This window comes from Glutamicibacter soli, from assembly GCF_052322135.1.
GTDB classification, from domain to species: domain Bacteria; phylum Actinomycetota; class Actinomycetes; order Actinomycetales; family Micrococcaceae; genus Glutamicibacter; species Glutamicibacter soli.
The window spans coordinates 1838907-1858959 of the sequence record NZ_CM125969.1; the positions used below are offsets into that span (position 1 = coordinate 1838907).

Sequence of the window (20053 nt, forward strand, 5' to 3'; positions counted from 1 at the left end):
TTTACAGGTCCTTCTGATCAGCGGGGCCAAAGATCTTCGCTACCGGAGACTCTGGGGTGACGCGGCCGCTCAATTCCGGGTGGTGCAGATCCAGAGCTGGACGCTCCGAACGGATGCGAGGAATCGAGTGGAAGTTGTGACGTGGTGGAGGGCAAGAGGTTGCCCACTCCAGCGAAGCGCCGAAGCCCCATGGATCATCAACTTCAACCTTCTTGGCATTGCGGTGGGTGATCCAGACGTTCCAGAAGAATGGAATCATCGAAGCGCCCAGGATGAATGCGAAGACGGTGGAGACCTGGTTCATGGCAGTGAAGTTGTCTTCAGGCATGTAGTCGGCGTAGCGACGTGGCATACCCATGACACCCAGCCAGTGCTGGATGAGGAAGGTTCCGTGGAAGCCAACGAACAGCAACCAGAAGTGGATCTTGCCCAGACGCTCGTTGAGCATGTGCCCGGTCCACTTTGGCCACCAGAAGTAGAATCCAGCGAACATTGCGAAGACAACGGTACCGAAGACCACGTAGTGGAAGTGAGCCACAACGAAGTAGGTATCGGAAACGTGGAAGTCCAGAGCCGGAGCCGACAGGATAATACCGGTCAGGCCACCGAACAGGAAGGTGATCATGAAGCCGATGCTCCAGAGCATCGGGGTTTCAAAGGTGATCGAGCCGCGCCATAGCGTGCCGATCCAGTTGAAGAACTTCACACCGGTCGGAACCGCGATCAGCATGGTCATGAAGCCGAAGAACGGCAGTGCAACCGAGCCGGTGACGTACATGTGGTGTGCCCACACGGAAATCGACAGGGCAGCAATCGAGATGGTCGCGAAGACCAGGCCCTTGTAGCCGAAGATCGGCTTGCGGGAGAAGACCGGGAAGATCTCTGAAACGATGCCGAAGAACGGCAGCGCGATGATGTACACCTCAGGGTGGCCGAAGAACCAGAACAGGTGCTGCCAAAGAATGGCACCGCCCGTTTCCGGATCGAAGATATGCGCCCCGAAGCGGCGGTCAGCACCCAGTGCGAACAGAGCAGCTGCCAGCGGCGGGAAAGCCATCAGGATCAGCAACGAAGTGATCAGGGTGTTCCACGAGAAGATCGACATACGCCACATGGTCATACCTGGTGCACGCAGGCAGATGATGGTGGTAATGAAGTTCACTGCACCAAGGATGGTGCCGAAGCCCGACAGAGCCAGACCGAAGACCCACAGGTCTCCGCCGATGCCCGGCGAGAACGTGGTGTTTGACAGCGGTGCATAAGCGAACCAGCCGAAGCTGGCTGCACCCTGCGGGGTGAGGTAGCCGGCCAGCGCTACGGTCGAACCGAAGGCGAAGAACCAGAAAGCCAGTGCGTTCAAACGTGGGAAGGCCACGTCCGGCGAGCCGATCTGCAGCGGCATCATGACGTTGGCGAAACCTGCGAACAGCGGGGTTGCGAACATCAGGAGCATGACGGTGCCGTGCATGGTGAACAGCTGGTTGTACTGTTCCTTGGTCTGCAGGATCTGCATACCTGGTTCGAAAAGCTCTGCGCGGATCAGCAGCGCCATAACGCCACCGATGCAGAAGAAGACGAACGACATGATCAGGTACATGTACCCGATCTTCTTGTGGTCGGTCGAAGTAATGAAGTCGACGAAGAGGCGACCCTTGGACTTCGGCACAACGGCTGGGGCAATCGACTTCACGTCGTCAGTTGCATATTCAAACGTAGTCATAGCGATTACTCTCCTTCCCCTTCGTGCTTAACGATCACGCTGTTCACGGTGTCCGGACTGCGATCGTATTCTTCACCAATGTGTCCATCTTCCAGCTTGGCCATCTGAGCCTTGAACTCTGCCTCGCTGACAACCTTCAAGTTGAAGAGCATCTCGGAGTGGTACTCGCCGCAAAGCTCGGCGCACTTACCGTCGAAGGTACCTTCAACCTGTGGGGTCAGGTAGATGTGATTGGTCTTACCTGGGATCATATCCAGCTTCTGAAGGAAGGCCGGAACCCAGAACGAGTGGATGACATCGCGGCTGTTGAGCTGGAACTCTACCGACTTGCCAACTGGCAGGTACAGGGTTGGCAGAGTTTCCTGAATGCCCTCGGAGCCATCTTCGTTCAGGTGAGCCTGAATGCCGGCGTAGTGCTTCTCCTGGCCACCATCGAAGGTGTAGTTGAAGTCCCAAGCCCACTGCTTGGCGCGAACGTCGACGACGATCTCCGAGTCAACAGGCTTGTTGATGCTGTTAACCAGGTTGTTGTTGAAGCTAAAGAAGACCAGAACAAGGACCAATGGAATGGCCGTGTAGAAGATCTCCAATGGCAGGTTGTAGCTCAGCTGACGTGGGTAGCCAGTATCGTTCTTGCGGCGACGGTAGGCGATGATGCACCACAGCATCAAGCCCCAGGTCAAAACACCGATGACAACCACTGCAATCCACGAGTTAACCCAGAAGTCCTGGATTGCTGCAGTGTGGTTGGTGGTGTCGCGGTCCACGTTCGGAAGCCAACCGCGTTGAACTTCCGCTGAACATCCCGTCAACAGCAATGCGCTGGTGCCGACCAAGGCCAATACTTTGGCCTTGGCTTTACCGCGACTGCCGGTTCGGTCTTGCGAACTCACAGACGGCCCTTCCTCTTTGTTGGTGCAGAATGTGGTCTCCATAAGTCACCTCGCGAATTACTGCTTGCACGGTGAGGCGGCTTATGAAGCGAAACATAGTTTTACTACTTAACGTAGAGCTTACCCTCTCAGGGCCCAGAATACCGAAAAACGCCGCTGTTCAAACGAGAAATTTCTTCAACGTTTGAACAGCGGCGTTAGTTCCCTAGGGCCTAGTGGAAGGAATCTCCACAGGCGCAGGAGCCGGAGGCTGCGGGGTTGTCGATGGTGAAGCCCTGCTTGGAGATGGTGTCTTCGAAATCGATGGAGGCTCCGGCCAGGTATGGAACGCTCATCTTGTCGACGATAACTTCCACGCCGTCAAAGTCGCGGACCGCATCGCCATCGAGCATGCGCTCATCGAAGTAGAGCTGGTAGATGAGGCCCGAGCAGCCGCCTGGCTGAACGGCGATGCGCAGGCGCAGGTCATCGCGGCCTTCCTGCTCCAGGAGCGAGCGAACCTTGGCTGCTGCGACATCTGAAATATTGACGTCGTGAGTGGGGACCTCGGTTGGATCACCCTTGGTCTGGTCTACGGCTGCAGTCATCATTTCCTCCCAAACTGCTTGGCTAGGCACCAGGTTTCATCATTGTGACGGGCACCTGGGGCCTTTGTTCTTAGTTCTATCCTACGTCGGGGACCCAAATAAAGCTCCCCCTTGAACTGCGTCTATGACGCGGCTCATAGACCTTCGGAGTCAATCCGTGCCAGAAGCAGCGCCTCTGCCTCAATTGCATGCTGGAAATCTCCCAAATGCAACGACTCGTTTGCCGAGTGGGCTCGCGAGTCCGGATCTTCCACACCGGTCACCAGAATCTGAGCTTCCGGGAAAACGTCCGAAAGGTCGGCGATGAACGGAATGGAGCCGCCCAGTCCCATGTGAACCGGTACAACTCCCCAGGCTTGTTCCAGGGCCCACGAAGCGGCGCCATTGGCTGAGGCAGCCAGATCCGCCAGATAGGCATTGCCGGCTTCAACCGCCTTGAACTCCACTTCGGCTCCCCTGAGGTCCACATTCATGACGTGTTCCTCGAAGGCTTCCAGGGCCTTGGCTGGATCCTGCCCGGGTGCCAACCGCATTGAAACCTTGAAGCGCGCCTGCGGAATCAGGGTGTTCGAGGAGTGGTCGACACTTGGCATATCCATACCAATGACACTGAGCGCTGGTTTATTCCACAGGCGATCGGTGATCTTTCCCGTTCCAGCCAGCGAATAGGAATCGAGCGCACCGGAATCCCGGCGGAATTCAGCTTCATCGAAGTCGACATCCGCCGCGTCGTTGGACACGAGGCCCGCGATGGCCACGGCACCGTCCTCGTTGTGGAAGGTGGAGATGAGTTTCGCCGCCAGGATCGGGGCGTCGAGTATCGGACCGCCGAACATGCCAGAATGCACCGCATGGCGAAGCGAGCGCACGGTGATCTCCGCAGCACACATACCACGAAGGGAGCTTGTAAGCGCCGGGGTTCCTACGGCCCAGTTGCTGGAATCGGCGACGATGATGACGTCTGCCGCCAGTTTGTCCTGGTGGGCTTCGAGGAAGTTTCGGAAGGACGGCGAACCGGCTTCTTCCTCGCCTTCGAAGAAGTACGTAACACCGACGCCGAAGTCCGCCACCAAGTCCAGGACGGCGCGCAGGGCGGCGATATGGACCATGATGCCGGCCTTGTCGTCTGCGGCTCCCCGGCCGAAGAGCCGGTCTCCCACTCGGGTGGCCTCGAACACCGGCGTGTTCCAGTCCGCTTCATCGCCTGGAGGCTGTACATCGTGGTGGGCGTACAGCAGAACGGTTGGTTTGCCGGGGGCCGCCGGGCGACGGGCGACAACTGCAGGAGCTCCCATGGCGCCCGAATCGGTGGGTTCGCGCAGGATCTCAACGCTTGGCATGCCGGCGCCCTTGGCCAGAGCCGCGACCGCTTCGGCAGATTTTTCGAGGTTCGCTGGGTCGAAGGATTCCCACGCGATGCTGGGGATGGCAACCAACGAGGTCAACTCTTCGAGGATCTGCTCGAAGTTCGACTGGATGTGGTTCTTGAGGCTAGCTACGTCCACACCATGTGCGGAGGCCTCAGGCATTGAATTTGATGACATGCTTTCAGCCTAGCAATTCTTGTGGTTGCGAATGTCACCTGATGATTCAATCCCCGCTAGGATAGAGGGGTGTTTGGACGTAAGAAGGATGAATCTCAATCCCAAGTAAATGTGGAGCCTGTTGAGCAGGCTTCTGAATCGACCGACGGTCGTAAGGCTGGCCCGACGCCCAAGCGCAACGCGCAGCAGGCGAATCGCCAGCGTCCGTTGGTCCCGACTGACCGCAAGGCCGCGAAGGAAGCTGAGCGCCAACAGCGCATCGAGGCCCAGAATCGCCTGCGTGTTGCCAACGAAACCGGTGATGAACGCTACCTCATGGCTCGCGACAAGGGCCCGCAGAAGCGCTATGCACGCAACTTCATCGACTCGCGGTGGATGGTAGGCGAGTTCATGATGTTCTTCATCCTCGCCTTCCTCGTTGTTTCGCTGACTTTCAGCGGTAATCTGGCCGTACAGATGTACGTCCAGGGCGCCCTCTGGGTCCTGATTGCCGTGATCATCATCGAGGCAATCGTCACGACTTCGATCTTGAAGCGTCGTCTCGTCGCCAAGTTTGGCTCGCTGGATCGCGGTGTTCGCATGTATGCCACGATGCGCGGAATGCAGTTCCGCAAGTTGCGCCTGCCTAAACCGCAGGTCAAGCGCGGAGCATCGATCGACTAATCGATCCCGACAACTTCAAAGGGCGGATTCCACTCGGAATCCGCCCTTTTCTCTTGACCGAAATCGACATATTCCGCACGCGGCGCAACCTTTGGTGAGCCTCCCTGAGGATGGTTTCACCAGCTTTAAAGTTTGTCCTGTCACCCTTTCGCAGGCAGGCAGGCGTCCATTTACAAGGTCAGGGCTTTGATGGAGGCTGGAAATTCGTGAGCGCTATCAACGTCAGGCGCGCTTGGCCCGAGCTGACGGAGTCTGACGTCGCGAAGTGCGCGAAAATTGCTGGTTCGGCGAAATTTTCTTGTACCCGTGGTTACAAGTTCTCATGCGCACGTTTGAACAGAAATCTGCAAACAAGCTTTCAATCTTGTTTATTGGAAGACAAGACCCTTCGCGTGTCGATACTCCCCCGCATCCATGCAGCGTGGCCACATCGCCCAGGAGTGAACCAGCGGCGTTCAGTCTCCACGCTCTATAAAACGACGTAGCTTCGAACCGATTCGGTTCGAAGCTACGTTGTAGTGTTTGACTGTGCCTTGGTTAGAGCATTTGCTCCAAAGCACGGTTGATCGAGCGCGCCCAGAAAGGCCCCTCGTAGAGGAATGCGGTGTAGCCCTGCACAAGGTTTGCACCTGCATCCAAGCGGGCTTTCACGTCTTTCGCGTCGGTCACGCCGCCAACGGCGATGATTGCCATCTCGGATGGAACCAAGGCTCGAAGCTGGCGCAGGACTTCCAGGGAACGCTGCTTCAGCGGGGCGCCGGACAGGCCTCCGGCCCCGATCTTCTCGACCATCGCCGCGGAACTCTTCAGCCCTTCGCGTCCGATGGTGGTGTTGGTGGCGATGATGCCGTCGAGTTCCAGCTCGGTGGCGAGCTTTGCTACATCGGCGATGTCTTCGTCGTTCAGATCCGGTGCGATTTTGACGAGCAGCGGTACGTGCCGGCCTGCAACATGGTCGGCGAGTTCGCCGACCTCGGTCAACAGGGGACGCAGCGTTTCAACACTCTGCAGCAGACGCAGCCCCGGGGTGTTCGGGCTGGAGACGTTCACGACCAGGTAGTCGGCGTGGATGGCCAGCTGTCGGGTTGAAGCGAGGTAATCCCCCACCGCGTCGCCAAGCTCGACGACCTTGGTCTTGCCGATGTTGACGCCCACCACCGGACGATTTGCCGCGTAGTCCGACTTCAACTGCTGGCGAGCCTGCGCCACCCGCGCGGCAACAACCTCGGCGCCTTCGTTGTTGAATCCCATGCGGTTGATGACCGCGCGGTCTTCAACCAGACGGAACAAGCGAGGCTGCGGGTTTCCTGGCTGGGCTTGTCCGGTCACTGTGCCGATCTCGACATGGCCGAAACCAATGTCGCTCAAGGCCATGATGCCGGTAGCGCCCTTGTCAAAACCTGCGGCCAGGCCGAAGGGCGAGGGGAAATCGATCCCCATCACGGTACGCTTCAGCTTCGGAGCGGGAGCGAAGAATTTGCGGGCTGCCTTGGTCAATCCAACGCGCTGGGCGATCTTGATCGCATCGAAAGCGAAGTGATGGGCCTTTTCAGGATCCATCTTGGCGAAAACGTGCTTGAAGACCAAAGGATAAATGCGCATGGTTCCAATCTTCCCGTGAAATGGGGTCTGTAGACAACTTGAGGTCGGTAAGCTGATTTCATGACGGTCGCAGAACTTCTTCCCGCAGCGAGATGGCCTGAATTCCTGCCGTCCACACCGCCGGGTGTCTGGGTGCCCGATCCGCCGGGACCGGGCTACGAGTACCAGACCTTGGACTTCGGGTCCGACGCCGAGGGGCCGCTAGTCGCGACACTGGTGCGGTATGCGCCCTCCGGCTGGTTCCGGAAACTGGGCCGCCGGGCCAAGGGCGTGGTGTTGTCGGTTCACGGCTGGAGCGATTATTTCTACAACCGCGAACTTGCCGAGTTCTGGCACCACCGGGGCTACCACTTCTACGCCCTGGATCTGCGCCACCACGGTCGCAGCCTTCGCAAGGAGCACGAGCTTCCCGGATACATTTCGGCCCTGGAAGACCTCGACCTCGAGCTGGACGCGAGCCTTGGCATCTTGCAGCGCGAACATCCCGAACTGCCGGTGGTGGCGCAGGGGCATTCCATGGGCGGTCTCATCCTGAGCTTGTGGATCTCGCGCACTTCGCCGAACATCAAGGGCCTGGTGCTCAATGCGCCGTGGCTGGAGTTCCAGGGCACGGCGTTCCTGCGCGTGCCGATCAACGGGCTGATGGAAGCGATGTCGCGCAGCAATCCGCGGCGCAAGGTGTTGGCCAACCAGTTCGACCACTACTGGCAGTCGCTCAGCGACCAGGCCAGCGGCCAGTGGGATATCCATCCCATCTGGCGCCCCACCTTGGCCTTTCCCACCACTGCTGGCTGGCTGCACACGATCCTCAAAGGCCACGCCCAAGTGGCCCGGGGACTGAACCTGAGCCTTCCGATCCTGATGCTGACCTCGAAGACCTCGCATTTCAGCACCTCGTATTCCGAGCAGATGCAGCATACCGATTCGGTCATCGACGTCACCCAGACGCGCCTGCGCGCGCTGAAACTCGGCAGCTTCGTGACGCTCTCGGAACTCGACGGTGCCATGCACGACGTCTTCACCTCGGCGGAGCCTGCCCGCGCCACCGCGTTCAGGGACCTGAACCTGTGGCTGAAGATGCTTGACGGCTAGGCGCCGGGCTTGTCGATCGCGCCGCCGTAGCGGCGGTCGCGCTTGGCGTACTCTTCCACCGCGGTGAACAGGGTGCGGCGGTCGACGTCGGGCCACAACTGGTCAAGGAACACCATCTCCGCATAGGCGGACTGCCACAGCAGGAAGTTGCTGGTGCGCTGTTCGCCGCTGGTGCGCAGGAACAAATCGACGTCAGGCAGCTCCGGGGCGTGAAGGTACTTGCCGATAGTCTTCTCCCCGACCGAGGAAGCGCGCAGCTTGCCCGCGGCGACGTCCTTGGCGATGGCCGCCATGGCATCGCCGAGCTCGGCCCGGCCCCCGTAGTTCACGCACATGGTCAGCTGGCAGCCGGTGTTCTCGCGGGTCAGCTCCTCGGCTTCGCGCAGCTCGTTGATCACCGACTTCCACAGCTTCGGCTCGCGGCCGGACCAGCGGATGCGCACGCCCCAGGAATTCAGGGTGTCGCGCTGGCGGCGCAGCACGTCGCGGGAAAAGCCCATGAGGAAGCGGACTTCCTCCGGGCTGCGCTTCCAGTTCTCGGTGGAGAACGCGTACACGGAGACGTATTTGATGCCCATTTCCACGGCGCCCGCCATGACGTCCAGCAGCGCGGCTTCCCCGGCACGGTGCCCCTCGGTGCGCGGCAGGCCGCGCTGGTTGGCCCAGCGGCCGTTGCCGTCCATCACGATGGCGACGTGCTCCGGGATCAACTCCGTCGGGATCTGCGGCATGACCGGGTTCTGGGGGTGCGCGAAAGGTGCGACCGGACCGCGGCGGCCGGTGATCTTGGGCAGCTTCTTCATGATCTCTCCACATGGCGTAGGGACTTGACGGCACGCTCCAGGTGCCATTGCAGATAATTGGCGGTGATCTCCGCCGCTTGCTTGCGGGCGCGCGGCCCGGCCAGGGCGACGGTGTCCCAGTCCCCATCCAGCAGCGCCTGCAGGTACTGGATGGTCACCGGGTGCGGCGAGAGCGACCCCGGCGGGCGGCAGTCGGAGCAGACCACGCCGCCAAGCTGCACATGCAGCGCCTCGTGCGGGTCGGGCTTCCCGCAGCGCACGCAGTTGGTGAAGGACGGGGCCCAGCCGGCGATGGACAGGGCGCGCAGGATATAGGAGTCCAGCACGGCGCCGGGCTCCACCAGGTGCTTGGACAGCAGCGCGATCGCCCCGTGCAGCAGCCGGTACTGGCGCAAGTTCGAGTCGCTGTCGGCTTCCAGCAGCTTTTCGGCGATCTCCACCATGGCGGTGGCCACGGTGTAGCTCGGGTAGTCGGCGACCAGCAGCTGGCCATAGGCGTGGCGCAGCTGCGCCTGGGAGACGATGTCCAGGTTGCGCCCCATCACCAGCTGGGCTTCGACCTCCATGAACGGTTCGAGGGTGGCCCCGAGCCGCGAGGAGGTGCGCCGCACGCCCTTGGCCACCGCGCGCACGATCCCGTTGGGGGTCAGCAGCGTGATGATGCGGTCGGCCTCCCCCAGCTTGTGGGTGCGCAGAACGATGCCGCGGGTGCGGTAGCTCTTGGCGGCGAAACCTGATCTTGACACGTGCTCAATTCTCCCACCTGGCCACCGACAGAATGCCCAACGCCACGGCCAGCGAGGATGTGCCGGCCGTGGCGTTGATGACGTGCGCTTGCGGTAGCGGCGGCTACTTCGCGTCGCGGATCGCGCGGTTGACCGCGGAAACCACTGCCTTCAGCGCCGCGATGTTGGTGTTGGTGTCCAGGCCGACACCCCACAGGATGCGGTCGCCCACGGCGCACTCGACGAACGCGGCGGCGCGGGCGTTGCCGCCTTCGCTCATGGCGTGCTCGGAGTAGTCGAGCACGCGCAGGTCCACGCCGTCCTCGTTGAGCATGTGCACCAGCGCGGAGACCGGTCCATTGCCGCCGGCAGAGCGCTCATGCGGCGCGCCGTCGATGACCAGCTTGGCGTCCAGCTGGAAGCTGCCGTCCTCGTCGGAGGTCGCGGTGGCCGAGGCGATGCGGTAGTGGCCCCAGGTCTTGTGGTCCGAGCCTTCCTCGGCCGGCAGGTACTCGTCCTGGAAGACGTTCCAGATGGTCGAGGAGGAGACCTCCCCGCCCTCGGTGTCGGTCATCTTCTGGATCACGCCGGAGAACTCGATCTGCGCGCGGCGCGGCAAGTCCAGGTTGTAGTCGTTCTTCAGCAGGTAGGCCACGCCGCCCTTGCCGGACTGCGAGTTCACGCGGATCACTGCCTCGTAGGAGCGGCCGATGTCCTTCGGGTCCACCGGCAGGTACGGCACGGCCCAGACCAGTTCGTTCAGATCCTTGCCCTGCTCGCCGGCCTTGGCCTCCATGGCCTCCAGGCCCTTCTTGATCGCGTCCTGGTGGGAGCCGGAGAACGCGGTGAAGACCAGGTCGCCGCCGTATGGGCTGCGTTCCGGGACCGGGAGCTGGTTGCAGTACTCGACGGTGCGGCGGATGTGGTCCATGTCGGAGAAGTCGATCTGCGGGTCCACGCCCTGGCCGAACATGTTCATGCCCAGGGTCACCAGGTCCACGTTGCCGGTGCGTTCGCCGTTGCCGAACAGGCAGCCCTCGATGCGGTCGGCGCCTGCCAGGTAGCCCAGCTCCGCGGCGGCCACGCCGGTGCCGCGGTCGTTGTGCGGGTGCAGCGAAAGGATGATCGAATCGCGGTTGGCCAGGTTGCGGTGCATCCACTCGATCGAGTCGGCGTACACGTTCGGGGTGGCCATCTCCACGGTGGCCGGCAGGTTCAGGATCATCTTGTTCTCCGGGCTGGCCTCCAGCACCTCGGCCACGGCCTCGGAGATGCGCTTGGCGAACTCCAGCTCGGTGCCGGTGTAGGACTCCGGGGAGTATTCGTAGGTGATCTTGGTGCCGGTCATCTGCTCTTCGTACTTCTTGCACAGGCGCGCGCCCTGCACGGCGATGTCGACGATGCCGTCCTGGTCCTGGCGGAAGACGACTTCGCGCTGCAGGATCGAGGTCGAGTTGTACAGGTGCACGATGGCCTGCTTGGCGCCTTCCAGCGCCTGGTAGGTGCGCTCGATCAGGTGCTCGCGGGACTGGGTGAGGACCTGGATGGTGACGTCGTCCGGAATGCGGTTCTGCTCGATGAGCTGGCGCACGAAGTCGAAGTCGGTCTGCGAGGCGGACGGGAAGCCGACCTCGATCTCCTTGAAGCCCATCTGCACCAGCAGGTCGAACATCTTGTGCTTGCGCTCGGGGCTCATCGGGTCGATCAGCGCCTGGTTGCCGTCGCGCAGGTCGACGGCGCACCAGCGCGGGGCCTTGGTGATGTACTTGTCGGGCCAGGTGCGATCGGGAAGGTTGACTTCGATCTGATCCTGGAACGGAACATACTTGTGGATCGGCATGTTCGAAGGCTTTTGCATGTTCTGCATTTCGGTTGTCCCCTAGACAAAAAGTTGGTGCGTAGTTTGTGTGGGGCCAGACAAGAGCTTACTCCGCAACGAGGGGTCGGCCGAGGGACCACTAGCGGTCCGTTGGATCCTCGCAGCGGCTGATTAGTAGTAGAAGCTCGAAATGCACGTGTTGAGCATAACACCGGCCCGTGGCCCGCACTGAAACTGTTGCGCGTTTGTGTCACATTGTGGACTCGGAGGACGCTGGACACGGAGGCAGCGGCGGGCGAAGAATGGGACCATCGCCAGGGTCGCGGAAGGCAGGTGTCGCATGCGGGCGCTCATCGTGGGAGCGGGAATCGCCGGGCTGGTCGCGGCCCGGCAACTGGGCCTGGCCGGCTGGTCAGTGGACGTGCTGGAGCGCGCGCCAGAGCCGAGGCCGGAGGGATACATGATGGACTTCTTCGGTCCCGGGGTGCAAGCCGCCGAGCGCATCGGGATCTACCCGTATCTGGCCCAGGCGGCCTATCGGATCGAGGCCGCGGCCTATGTCGATCACGAAGGCCGGGAAACCGCTCGCCTGGACTACGCACGGTTCTCCCAGCTGGCGGGCGGCAACGTGCTCAGCCTGTTGCGGCCGGACATGGAAAACGCGGCGCTGCGCGCGCTCGGCGACGCCCCAGCGGGCAGCGTCCGCCTGCACTACGGGCACCGGGCATCGCGCGTCGCGCAGCAGCCGCGCTCGGTCGCGGTCGCGGCCAAGGACCGGCATGGCGAAACCCGATGGTTCGACGCCGACCTGCTGATCGGCGCGGACGGGCTGCATTCGGCGGTGCGCGGTGCGGTATTCGGTCCCGACTCCGGTTGCCTTCGGGATTTGGGTCTGCGCGCCGCGGCGTACATCGTGGACGAACCGGGGATCAACGCGGGAGCCCGAAACCGCTTCGTGCTCACCGACAGCGTCGGTCGCACCGCCGGCTACTACGGGCTGCACGACGGGCGCGTGGCCTGCCTGCTGGTGTACCGGGCGCTGCCCGGGGACCCGCAGAACGCCCGCGACCGGCTGCGCAGGCACTTCACCGGGCTGGGGGCAGCTGTGGACAGGCTGCTGGAATTGTGCCCGGAAGAGCCCTACGACGACGTGGTGGCGCAAGTGGTGATGCCGCGGCTGTCGCGCGGGAACACGGTGCTGCTGGGTGATGCCGGCGGCGCGGTGTCGCTGCTGGCCGGCCAGGGCGGATCGCTCGCGGTGGCGGGCGCCGCGGAACTCGCGGCCTCGCTAGAGCACCTGGAGGACCCGGAGTGGATCCCCGCGGCGCTGGCCGGCTTCTCCGCCCGCTGGCAGGTGACGGTGCGCACCGCGCAGGCCACGGGCCGGCGGGCCGCGGCAAGCTTCCTGCCCGCGACCCGCGCCGGGCTGCTGCTGCGCCGGTGGGTGGTCCGCGGTTCGAACGTACCGCCGATCGACCGGCTCATCGCCCGGCGCATCGTGGCGACGCTGGCCAAGTAGTAGTGCCCCTGCGGGCGTTAAGCGCGGCATCCGCCGCCGGGAAGCCGTATCCCGGCGGCGGATGCCGGTGAGGCGCTGCGGGCTAGAAGCCCAGGCGGCCGAGCTGCTTGGGGTCGCGCTGCCAGTCCTTGGCGACTTTCACGTGCAGGTCAAGGTACACCTTGGTGCCCAGCAGCTTCTCGATGCCCTTGCGGGCGTTGGTGCCGACCTCGCGCAGCCGGGAGCCGCCGCGGCCGATCACGATGGCCTTCTGGCTGGAGCGCTCCACGTACAGCGAGACGTGGATGTCCACCAGCGGGTTGTTCTCGCTGCGGCCCTCGCGCGGAACCATCTCCTCCACGACCACTGCCAGCGAGTGCGGCAGCTCGTCGCGCACGCCTTCCAGCGCCGCCTCGCGGACCAGCTCGGCGATCATCTTCGCCTCGGGCTCGTCGGTCAGCTCGCCGTCCGGGTACAGCGGCGGGCCGGCCGGCATCTGCTGCACGAGCACGTCGGCAACCTCCTGCACCTGGAACTCCTTGACCGCGGAGACCGGGACGATCGCGGCGAAGCCGTTCGGGCCGAAGTTCTGGTTGCCCAGCTCGGTCACGGCGATCAGCTGCGCGGCCAGCGCCTCGCGGTCCACCAGGTCGGCCTTGGTCACGATCGCGACGATCGGCTTGCGCTGCAGCTGCGCCAGCTGGGTGGCGATGAAGCGGTCGCCGGGGCCGATCTTCTCGTTGGCTGGCAGGCAGAAGCCGATCGCGTCCACCTCGGAGAGGGTCTCGGCGACCAGGTCGTTCAGGCGCTGGCCCAGCAGCGTGCGCGGGCGGTGCAGCCCCGGGGTGTCGACAAGCACCAGCTGTGCATCCTCGCGGTGCACGATGCCGCGGATGGTGTGGCGGGTGGTCTGCGGCTTCGCGGAGGTGATCGCCACCTTCTGGCCCACCAGGGCGTTGGTCAGGGTGGACTTGCCAGCGTTCGGGCGGCCCACGAAGGACGTGAAGCCGGAGCGGAAGCCCTCGGGCCATTCGCCCAGGGCGCGCGGGGTGTGGTTATCGCTCATCAGAGGATTCCTCGTCGTTCTCGATATGGTCTAAAGCGTCCTTGGCCAGACGCTCTACATGGATCTTGCCGATGCGGTTGCGGCGCCCCGCCAGGGCGACCACGGTCAGGCGCAGGCCGTTCACATCCGCGGTGGAGCCGAGCACGGGCACGGACTCCAGCGCCTTGGACAGCAGCCCGCCCACGGTGTCCACGTCCTCCTCGTCGATGAGCAGGTCAAAATGGTCTGCCACGTCGTCGATGGAGGCGCTGGCCACCGCGAACAGCGAGCCGTCCGGGTTTTCCACAAGCTCGGTGCGGCTGCGGTCGTATTCGTCGTCGATCTCGCCGACGATCTCCTCGATCAGGTCCTCCAGGGTGACCAGCCCGGCGGTGCCGCCGTACTCGTCGACCACGATCGCGAAGTGGATGGACTCCTGCTGCAGCTCCTGCAGCAGCTCCGCGGCGGACTTGGACTCCGGCACGAAGCGCACCGGGCGGGCCAGCTCGAGCAGGTCCTTGGCCTGCTGCAGGCCGTGGATCTCCCCGATCAGGTCCTTGAGGTAGATGATGCCGCGGATATCGTCGGAGTCCTCGCCGATCAGCGGGATGCGCGAGTAGCCCGAGGCCATGAACAGGTCCAGCGCGCTGTGGAAGGTGTGGTCGGAATCCAGCACCACCATGTCGGTGCGCGGCACCATGACCGCGCGCACGTTGGTTTCCTCCAGGTCGATGACCCCGGAGATCAGCTCCGCGGATTCCTCGTCCAGGTCCTCGCCCTCGCTGGCCCGGTCCACCAGGTCGCGCAGGCGCTCCTTGCCCAGGTAGCCGTCCTCGTCGGTGCCTCCGGGGCTCAGCGCCTTGGCGATGTTCGCCAGCCAGTTCGCCACCGGGCCCAGGGCGCGGCGCAGCAGGCGGACCATCGGGGCGGTGGCCTGCACCACGCGCTGCGCGTTGGAGCGGCCGTAGCGCCGCGGCGACATGCTCACCAGCACGAAGCCCAGGGCGGCCATGGCGATCGTGGCGATCAGCCCGGCGAGCCAGATGTTCTGGACCCGGGTGGACACCAGCAGCGCCACGGACACCGCGGAGGCGGTCTCGAACCAGACGCGCCAGAACTTGATGGCCTGGGCGTGGGATTCGGTGTCGTCCAGGATGGCGCTGAGCGCCTTGGATTCGGAATCCGCCCGCAGCCGTTCGGCGGCGTGGCGGGAAAGTGCGTAGAAGGCCGAGTCCGCGGCCGTGAGCACCGCCGAGCAGGCGATGAAGACGACGGCGAGAATCAGCAGGAGTATACCCACGGCGGTTATTCCACCGTTTCCTTCGGCGCCGGGCGCCCGGTGTAGGACTCCAGCAGGCGGCGCTGCAGGGAGAACATCTCTTCCTTCTCCTCGGGCTCCATGTGGTCGAAGCCCATCAGGTGCAGCAGGCCGTGCGTGGCCAGCAGCAGGATCTCGTCATGGGTGCTGTGCCCGCCGGCTTCGGCCTGCGCCTGCGCGACGCTCGGGCAGATCACGATGTCGCCCAAAATCCCCGCCTCCGAGGGGGCGTGCTCGCGCCCGGGGCGCAGCTCGTCCATCGGGAAGCTCATCACGTCGGTGGGGCCCTCCAGGTCCATCCACTCCACATGCAGCGCGCTCATCGCGTCCTCATCCAGGAAGACGATGGACACCTCGGTCTCCGGGTGCAGGTACATGGCGCTCATCACCGACTGCGCCAGCTTGTTCACGTCGGCCAAATCGACGTCGAACTCGGTTTCGTTGTTGACTTCAATGCTCATTGCTTCGCTGCTCACTTCGTATGTCGCGGCCGTTGGTGGCCGTTGCGGCGGTCGTCGTCCCAGCGGTCGTAGGCGGAGACGATGTCAGCGATCAGCCGGTGGCGCACCACGTCGCTGGCGTCCAGCCGGCAGATCGAGATGTCCTCGATGCCCTCCAGCACCTCGCTGGCCATGCGCAGCCCGGAGACCGCGTTGCCCGGCAGGTCGACCTGGGTGACGTCCCCGGTGACCACCATCTTGGAGCCGAAGCCCAGGCGGGTCAGGAACATCTTCATCTGCTCGCTGGTGGTGTTCTGCGCCTCGTCGAGGATGACGAAGGCGTCGTTCAGGGTGCGCCCGCGCATGTAGGCCAGCGGGGCGACCTCGATGGTGCCCGCCTCCAGTAGCCGCGGGATCGAATCCGGATCCACCATGTCGTGCAGCGCATCGTAGAGCGGACGCAGGTAGGGGTCGATCTTCTCGCTCAGGGTGCCGGGCAGGAAACCCAGCTTCTCCCCCGCCTCGACCGCCGGACGGGTCAGGATGATGCGGTTGACCTGCTTGTCCTGCAGCGCCGCGACGGCCATGGCCATGGCCAGGAAGGTCTTGCCGGTGCCTGCCGGGCCGATGCCGAAGGTCACCGTGGAGTCCTCGATGGCATCCACGTAGGATTTCTGGTTCACCGTCTTGGGCCGGATGGAGCGCCCGCGGCCGGAGAGGATCTTCAGCCCCAGCACGTCGGTGGGGGCGTCCCGGTTCCCGGCGCTGAGCATCTTGATGATCTGCTCGATGGTTTCCGCGCTCATCCGCGAGCCGCGCTGCGCCAGCGACCTGGCTTCCTCGGTCACCCGCTGCGCCTTGCGCACCTGGACCGGATCGCCCAGGAGGCTCAGGGTCGACCCGTTGGGGCGGAACTGCACGTCCGGGTAGGCGCCGGTGAGGATGCGCAGCAACTCGTCGTTCGGGCCCAGGGTTGCGATCATCAGCTCGGGAGTCTCGAACGTGATGGCCAGCGTCGCCGGCCCGGTCTCGGATTGCCTCTGGTTCTGTTCAACCTGCATGCAGTGCTTCGTGCCCCTTTTGAGCTCGGAAAATAAAAAACTTGCGCAAGTCCAGTCTAGCTAGTCCCCGGCTCCCAACGCGATACGTAGCGCTCCGCCGAGCGCTGAAAATTCTGAAACTAGTATGAAATGAATCTAATCCGAGCAGGTCGCAAAGGTATAGATTTGGTTACGGATTGGTAGGTTTGGCGAATTTCGGCCTCATCGCACACCTTGATGTGTCACGCTATATGAGCGCGCGGAACCACGTTCTCGTTCCGGGCGCCCAAGAATCCCCGCAGAACAGATGGACTGGTCCCAACGTGCAGCAGTGGTACAAGCGCCGAATCCCGCGACGTTTCGCGGCGACCGGCGTCATCGCAGCGGTGGCCCTGGTGGTCGGCTGCGGACTTGCCGCGCGCGACGACAGCTTCGAGATGCCTGCAAACTCCGCCGCCGCGGCGCAGGGTGTCCCGCAGGCCACCGATTCGATGGAACAGGCTTTCCCCGGGCAGAAGATGCCGGTCTACTGGCTGGAGAACACCGACTCGGGGGTCTACCTCTACCGCGAATACGCCACCGACACCCGCCACCAGGAGCCGATCGGCGACGCGATCGCCTACCTGCTCGCCGGGAAGTCGGCCGACCCGGCCTGGTACACGCACCTGAAGTCCACCGACGACGTCGGGGTCTCCATCGACAACCAGAACCTGATCACGCTGGACCTTCCGGCCAAGGTCTTCAGCGCCACGCTCGACGAGGGCCTGTCCGAGCGCGCCATCCAGCAGCTGGTGTTCACCGCGACCGCCGCGGCCTCCAACGCGGGCATCCTGGTCGGCGACACCCCCGCCAGCGTGCGCATCCTGGTCGACGGGAAGCAGAACGCCACCGTCTTCGGCGGATACCGCCTGCAGGACGTCTACCAGCGCGACGCGAAGTACATGGCCCCGATCTGGATCATCGACCCGCAGTTCGGCACCACCACCGCGGCGGGCGCCGTGAAGTTCCACGGCCGCACCTCCAGCTTCGACGGCGGCACCTTCTACTCCCTGCAGGCCAAGGCCGCCGACGGCCAGTCCAAGGTCATTACCGCCGCCAACCGGATCAACGACGAGAGCGTGGAGCCCGACGGATCCTTCACGCTGACCACCCGGCTGCCCGCCGGCAGCTACGCGCTGAGCGTCTGGGGCGAGGAAGCCGGCAGCAAGGCCAAGGTCGGCGAGACCAGCTCCGAGTTCACCGTGCGCTGAGCGCCGGCGCCCGCCCACCACCGAATAAACAGCGAATGCCGCAAACCCCTCGGGGTTCGCGGCATCCGCTGATTAATCCGGCTAGAGCTCGCCGAGCAGGTGGCGCACCAGGACCAGCGCGGCAGGGCCGGCGGTGGAGGCGCGCAGCACATGGCGTCCGAGCAGCGCCGGATGCGCTCCGGCGGCCACGAACGTGTCGAGCTCTGCATCGCTGATGCCGCCCTCGGGGCCGACGACCAGCACCACGCCGGTACCCGGCGCCGCCTCGGGCAGCCAGCCGGACACGGCTTGGGCCACCGAATCCCGCGCCTGCTCGTGCAGCACCAGCACCAGGTCGCCGGCGGCCGCGTGCGCGGAAATCGCCGCGGCCAGCGACTTGCTGGAGACCAGCTCCTTCACCTCGGGTTCGAAGCTGCGCCGGGACTGCTTCTGCGCCGAGCGCACCTGGGCGCGCCACTTGGCAAGCGCCTTGTCCGCCTTCGCCGCGTTCCAGCGCACGATCGAGCGCTCGGCCTGCCATGGGCGGACGGTGAAGACGCCCAGCTCCACGGCGGATTCCACGGCCTGCAGGTCGCGGTCCCCCTTGGACAGCGCCTGGATGAGCGTGGCTGGATGCTCCGGGGGCTGCTCCTGCAGCCGTTCAAGCACGGTCACCGTGAGCAGCTCCTTGGAGGCGGCTGCCACCTCGACCACCAGGCGCAGCCCGGTGCCGTCGAGCAGGTCCAGCTGCTCGCCGGCCTGGGTGCGTTTGACCGCCACCGCGTGGTGCGCCTCCGGCCCGGTCAGCGCCAGGGTGTCGCCCACGCGGGCCTCGGCCCCCTGCTGCGGGTCGATCACGAAACTGTGGTTGCTCATGGCCTAGCGCTGGTTCAGCTTGTCCCGCAGGCGCGAGAACATGCCGCCTGAATGCTCGACGCGTCCGGCGCTCAGCTCTTCGCCGCGCAGCGTGGCCAGCTGCTCGAGCAGCTCGCGCTGGGCGGCGTCCAGCTTGGTCGGGGTCTCCACCTGCAGGTGCACGATGATGTCCCCGCGCTTGCCGCCGCGCAGGCGCGGCACACCCAGGGCCGGCAGGGTCAGGGTGTCCCCGTCCTGGGCCCCCGGCTCCACGTTCAGGGTCTGCTCGCCGTCGAAGGTCTCCAGCTTCAGCTCGCAGCCCAGCGCCGCGGCGGTCATCGGGATGGTCATCTTGGCGTGCAGGTCGTTGCCGGAGCGCTCGAACACCTTGTGGCGGCGCACGTCGACCTCGACGAACAGGTTGCCGTTCGGACCGCCGCCCGGGCCTGCCTCGCCCTGGCCGCGCAGCTGGATGCGGGTGCCCGAATCCACGCCGGCCGGCACGTTCAGCGATTTGGAGACGTGTTCGCGCACGCGGCCCTCGCCGTTGCACTCGATGCAGGGATCCGGGATGGTGGTGCCGAAGCCGTGGCAGGCGGCGCAGGTTTCCACCGTCATCATCTGGCCCAGGAAGGAGCGCACCGGGCGCTGGACCTGGCCAGCGCCGTGGCAGATGGTGCAGGTGACCGGGCTGGTGCCCTCGCGGGTGCCGTCGCCGTGGCAGGTCTTGCAGGTGACGGCGGTTTCCATCTCCAGCGGGTAGACGGTTCCCTTGACGGCGTCTTCCAGGTCGATGGTGATGGTGATCAGCGCGTCGCGGCCCGGCTGGGTGCGGGACATCGGCCCCTGCGCCTGGCCGCCGCCGAAGAACTGCTCGAAGATGTCGCCGAAGCCGCCGAATCCGGCGCCCCCGCCGAAGCCCGGCTGGCCGTTGCCGTTCTCGTCGCCCGTGGCGTCGTAGTTGGCGCGCTTCTTCTCGTCGGAAAGAACCTCGTAGGCGCGGGTGACCAGCTTGAACTGCTCGGCCGCGTCCTCGCTGGGATTCACGTCCGGGTGGAGTTTGCGCGCCAGCTTGCGGTAGGCGCTTTTGATTTCCTGCGGGGTCGCGTCCTTGGCGACACCCAGGGTCTCGTAATGCGAGCTCACGATCTTCGCCGTGTCCTTTCCTTTAAAATTTCAC

Annotated in this window: 18 protein-coding genes; 4 read left to right on the forward strand and 14 right to left on the reverse strand. The window is 64.2% G+C overall.

The window, feature by feature from the left end:
- Position 1: 1 nt before the first annotated feature.
- The 4 genes from ctaD to ACTX90_RS08775 form a co-directional block, all read right to left on the reverse strand.
- A complete protein-coding gene (gene ctaD, locus ACTX90_RS08760; protein WP_047119129.1) occupies positions 2–1720 on the reverse strand; it encodes an aa3-type cytochrome oxidase subunit I in 1719 nt (572 codons plus the stop codon).
- A gap of 5 nt (positions 1721–1725) precedes the next feature.
- Complete coding sequence (ctaC, locus tag ACTX90_RS08765) at positions 1726–2613, reverse strand: aa3-type cytochrome oxidase subunit II (protein WP_047119130.1); 888 nt, start codon at positions 2611–2613, stop codon at positions 1726–1728.
- 212 nt (positions 2614–2825) lie between these two features.
- Positions 2826–3200 (reverse strand): HesB/IscA family protein, encoded by a 375-nt coding sequence (locus tag ACTX90_RS08770; RefSeq protein ID WP_047119131.1) that lies wholly within the window; start codon positions 3198–3200, stop codon positions 2826–2828.
- Between the two features lie 134 nt (positions 3201–3334).
- Positions 3335–4744 (reverse strand): dipeptidase, encoded by a 1410-nt coding sequence (locus ACTX90_RS08775; RefSeq protein ID WP_047119132.1) that lies wholly within the window; start codon positions 4742–4744, stop codon positions 3335–3337.
- A 69-nt stretch (positions 4745–4813) separates the two neighbouring features.
- Between ACTX90_RS08775 and ACTX90_RS08780 the strand changes: the two genes are divergently transcribed.
- Positions 4814–5407: a DUF3043 domain-containing protein gene (locus ACTX90_RS08780; RefSeq protein ID WP_047119133.1), complete on the forward strand. Its 594-nt coding sequence runs from the start codon at positions 4814–4816 to the stop codon at positions 5405–5407.
- A gap of 537 nt (positions 5408–5944) precedes the next feature.
- Here the strand turns inward: ACTX90_RS08780 and ACTX90_RS08785 are convergent.
- Complete coding sequence (locus tag ACTX90_RS08785; protein WP_443443898.1) at positions 5945–7009, reverse strand: quinone-dependent dihydroorotate dehydrogenase; 1065 nt, start codon at positions 7007–7009, stop codon at positions 5945–5947.
- A gap of 60 nt (positions 7010–7069) precedes the next feature.
- Here ACTX90_RS08785 and ACTX90_RS08790 point away from each other — a divergent pair, with 60 nt between their 5' ends.
- On the forward strand, positions 7070–8101 hold the full coding sequence (locus ACTX90_RS08790; protein WP_443443900.1) for an alpha/beta hydrolase: 1032 nt from the start codon (positions 7070–7072) through the stop codon (positions 8099–8101).
- Here ACTX90_RS08790 and ACTX90_RS08795 read toward each other — a convergent pair.
- From ACTX90_RS08795 to leuA, 3 genes are all read right to left on the reverse strand, one after another.
- Complete coding sequence (locus tag ACTX90_RS08795) at positions 8098–8904, reverse strand: isoprenyl transferase (RefSeq protein WP_047119136.1); 807 nt, start codon at positions 8902–8904, stop codon at positions 8098–8100. The genes ACTX90_RS08790 and ACTX90_RS08795 overlap by 4 nt on opposite strands.
- The gene (recO, locus tag ACTX90_RS08800; protein WP_443443902.1) at positions 8901–9650 is read right to left on the reverse strand and encodes a DNA repair protein RecO; all 750 of its coding nucleotides are present in this window, start codon (positions 9648–9650) and stop codon (positions 8901–8903) included. Before recO ends, ACTX90_RS08795 begins: the two co-directional genes overlap by 4 nt.
- A 103-nt stretch (positions 9651–9753) precedes the next feature.
- Complete coding sequence (gene leuA / locus ACTX90_RS08805; RefSeq protein ID WP_443443903.1) at positions 9754–11496, reverse strand: 2-isopropylmalate synthase; 1743 nt, start codon at positions 11494–11496, stop codon at positions 9754–9756.
- A gap of 199 nt (positions 11497–11695) precedes the next feature.
- Between leuA and ACTX90_RS08810 the strand changes: the two genes are divergently transcribed.
- A complete protein-coding gene (locus tag ACTX90_RS08810; RefSeq protein ID WP_443443905.1) occupies positions 11696–12967 on the forward strand; it encodes an FAD-dependent monooxygenase in 1272 nt (423 codons plus the stop codon).
- 82 nt (positions 12968–13049) lie between these two features.
- Here the strand turns inward: ACTX90_RS08810 and era are convergent, their stop codons facing one another.
- Genes era through ACTX90_RS08830 form a run of 4 tightly spaced genes read right to left on the reverse strand, consistent with a single transcriptional unit; the run spans position 13050 to position 16810 of the window.
- Entirely contained in the window at positions 13050–14012 is a 963-nt protein-coding gene (gene era, locus ACTX90_RS08815; RefSeq protein ID WP_047119140.1) for a GTPase Era, read from the reverse strand.
- Positions 14002–15291, reverse strand: coding sequence for a hemolysin family protein (locus ACTX90_RS08820; protein WP_047119141.1), 1290 nt, complete (start codon positions 15289–15291; stop codon positions 14002–14004). Before ACTX90_RS08820 ends, era begins: the two co-directional genes overlap by 11 nt.
- A gap of 5 nt (positions 15292–15296) precedes the next feature.
- Positions 15297–15770, reverse strand: coding sequence for an rRNA maturation RNase YbeY (ybeY, locus tag ACTX90_RS08825; RefSeq protein ID WP_047119142.1), 474 nt, complete (start codon positions 15768–15770; stop codon positions 15297–15299).
- Between the two features lie 11 nt (positions 15771–15781).
- A complete protein-coding gene (locus ACTX90_RS08830; protein WP_443443908.1) occupies positions 15782–16810 on the reverse strand; it encodes a PhoH family protein in 1029 nt (342 codons plus the stop codon).
- A gap of 302 nt (positions 16811–17112) precedes the next feature.
- On the opposite strand from ACTX90_RS08830, the gene ACTX90_RS08835 reads away from it, so the two are divergent.
- Positions 17113–18039, forward strand: coding sequence for a GerMN domain-containing protein (locus ACTX90_RS08835; RefSeq protein WP_443443910.1), 927 nt, complete (start codon positions 17113–17115; stop codon positions 18037–18039).
- An 81-nt stretch (positions 18040–18120) separates the two neighbouring features.
- Here ACTX90_RS08835 and ACTX90_RS08840 read toward each other — a convergent pair whose 3' ends face one another.
- Together ACTX90_RS08840 and dnaJ are read right to left on the reverse strand one after the other, a co-directional pair.
- The gene (locus ACTX90_RS08840) at positions 18121–18894 is read right to left on the reverse strand and encodes a 16S rRNA (uracil(1498)-N(3))-methyltransferase (protein WP_443443912.1); all 774 of its coding nucleotides are present in this window, start codon (positions 18892–18894) and stop codon (positions 18121–18123) included.
- Between the two features lie 3 nt (positions 18895–18897).
- On the reverse strand, positions 18898–20019 hold the full coding sequence (gene dnaJ, locus ACTX90_RS08845) for a molecular chaperone DnaJ (protein WP_053798093.1): 1122 nt from the start codon (positions 20017–20019) through the stop codon (positions 18898–18900).
- Positions 20020–20053: the final 34 nt, after the last annotated feature.

What these genes read in the sequence shown, in the direction of transcription:
- ctaD (WP_047119129.1), bottom strand. Translation starts at nt 1,720, where the DNA reads ATGACTACGTTTGAATATGCAACTGACGACGTGAAGTCGATTGCCCCA.
- ybeY (WP_047119142.1), bottom strand. Translation starts at nt 15,770, where the DNA reads ATGAGCATTGAAGTCAACAACGAAACCGAGTTCGACGTCGATTTGGCC.
- ACTX90_RS08790 (WP_443443900.1), top strand. Translation starts at nt 7,070, where the DNA reads ATGACGGTCGCAGAACTTCTTCCCGCAGCGAGATGGCCTGAATTCCTG.
- ACTX90_RS08830 (WP_443443908.1), bottom strand. Translation starts at nt 16,810, where the DNA reads ATGCAGGTTGAACAGAACCAGAGGCAATCCGAGACCGGGCCGGCGACG.
- ACTX90_RS08795 (WP_047119136.1), bottom strand. Translation starts at nt 8,904, where the DNA reads ATGAAGAAGCTGCCCAAGATCACCGGCCGCCGCGGTCCGGTCGCACCT.
- ACTX90_RS08785 (WP_443443898.1), bottom strand. Translation starts at nt 7,009, where the DNA reads ATGCGCATTTATCCTTTGGTCTTCAAGCACGTTTTCGCCAAGATGGAT.
- ACTX90_RS08775 (WP_047119132.1), bottom strand. Translation starts at nt 4,744, where the DNA reads ATGTCATCAAATTCAATGCCTGAGGCCTCCGCACATGGTGTGGACGTA.
- era (WP_047119140.1), bottom strand. Translation starts at nt 14,012, where the DNA reads ATGAGCGATAACCACACCCCGCGCGCCCTGGGCGAATGGCCCGAGGGC.
- ACTX90_RS08840 (WP_443443912.1), bottom strand. Translation starts at nt 18,894, where the DNA reads ATGAGCAACCACAGTTTCGTGATCGACCCGCAGCAGGGGGCCGAGGCC.
- ACTX90_RS08770 (WP_047119131.1), bottom strand. Translation starts at nt 3,200, where the DNA reads ATGACTGCAGCCGTAGACCAGACCAAGGGTGATCCAACCGAGGTCCCC.
- leuA (WP_443443903.1), bottom strand. Translation starts at nt 11,496, where the DNA reads ATGCAGAACATGCAAAAGCCTTCGAACATGCCGATCCACAAGTATGTT.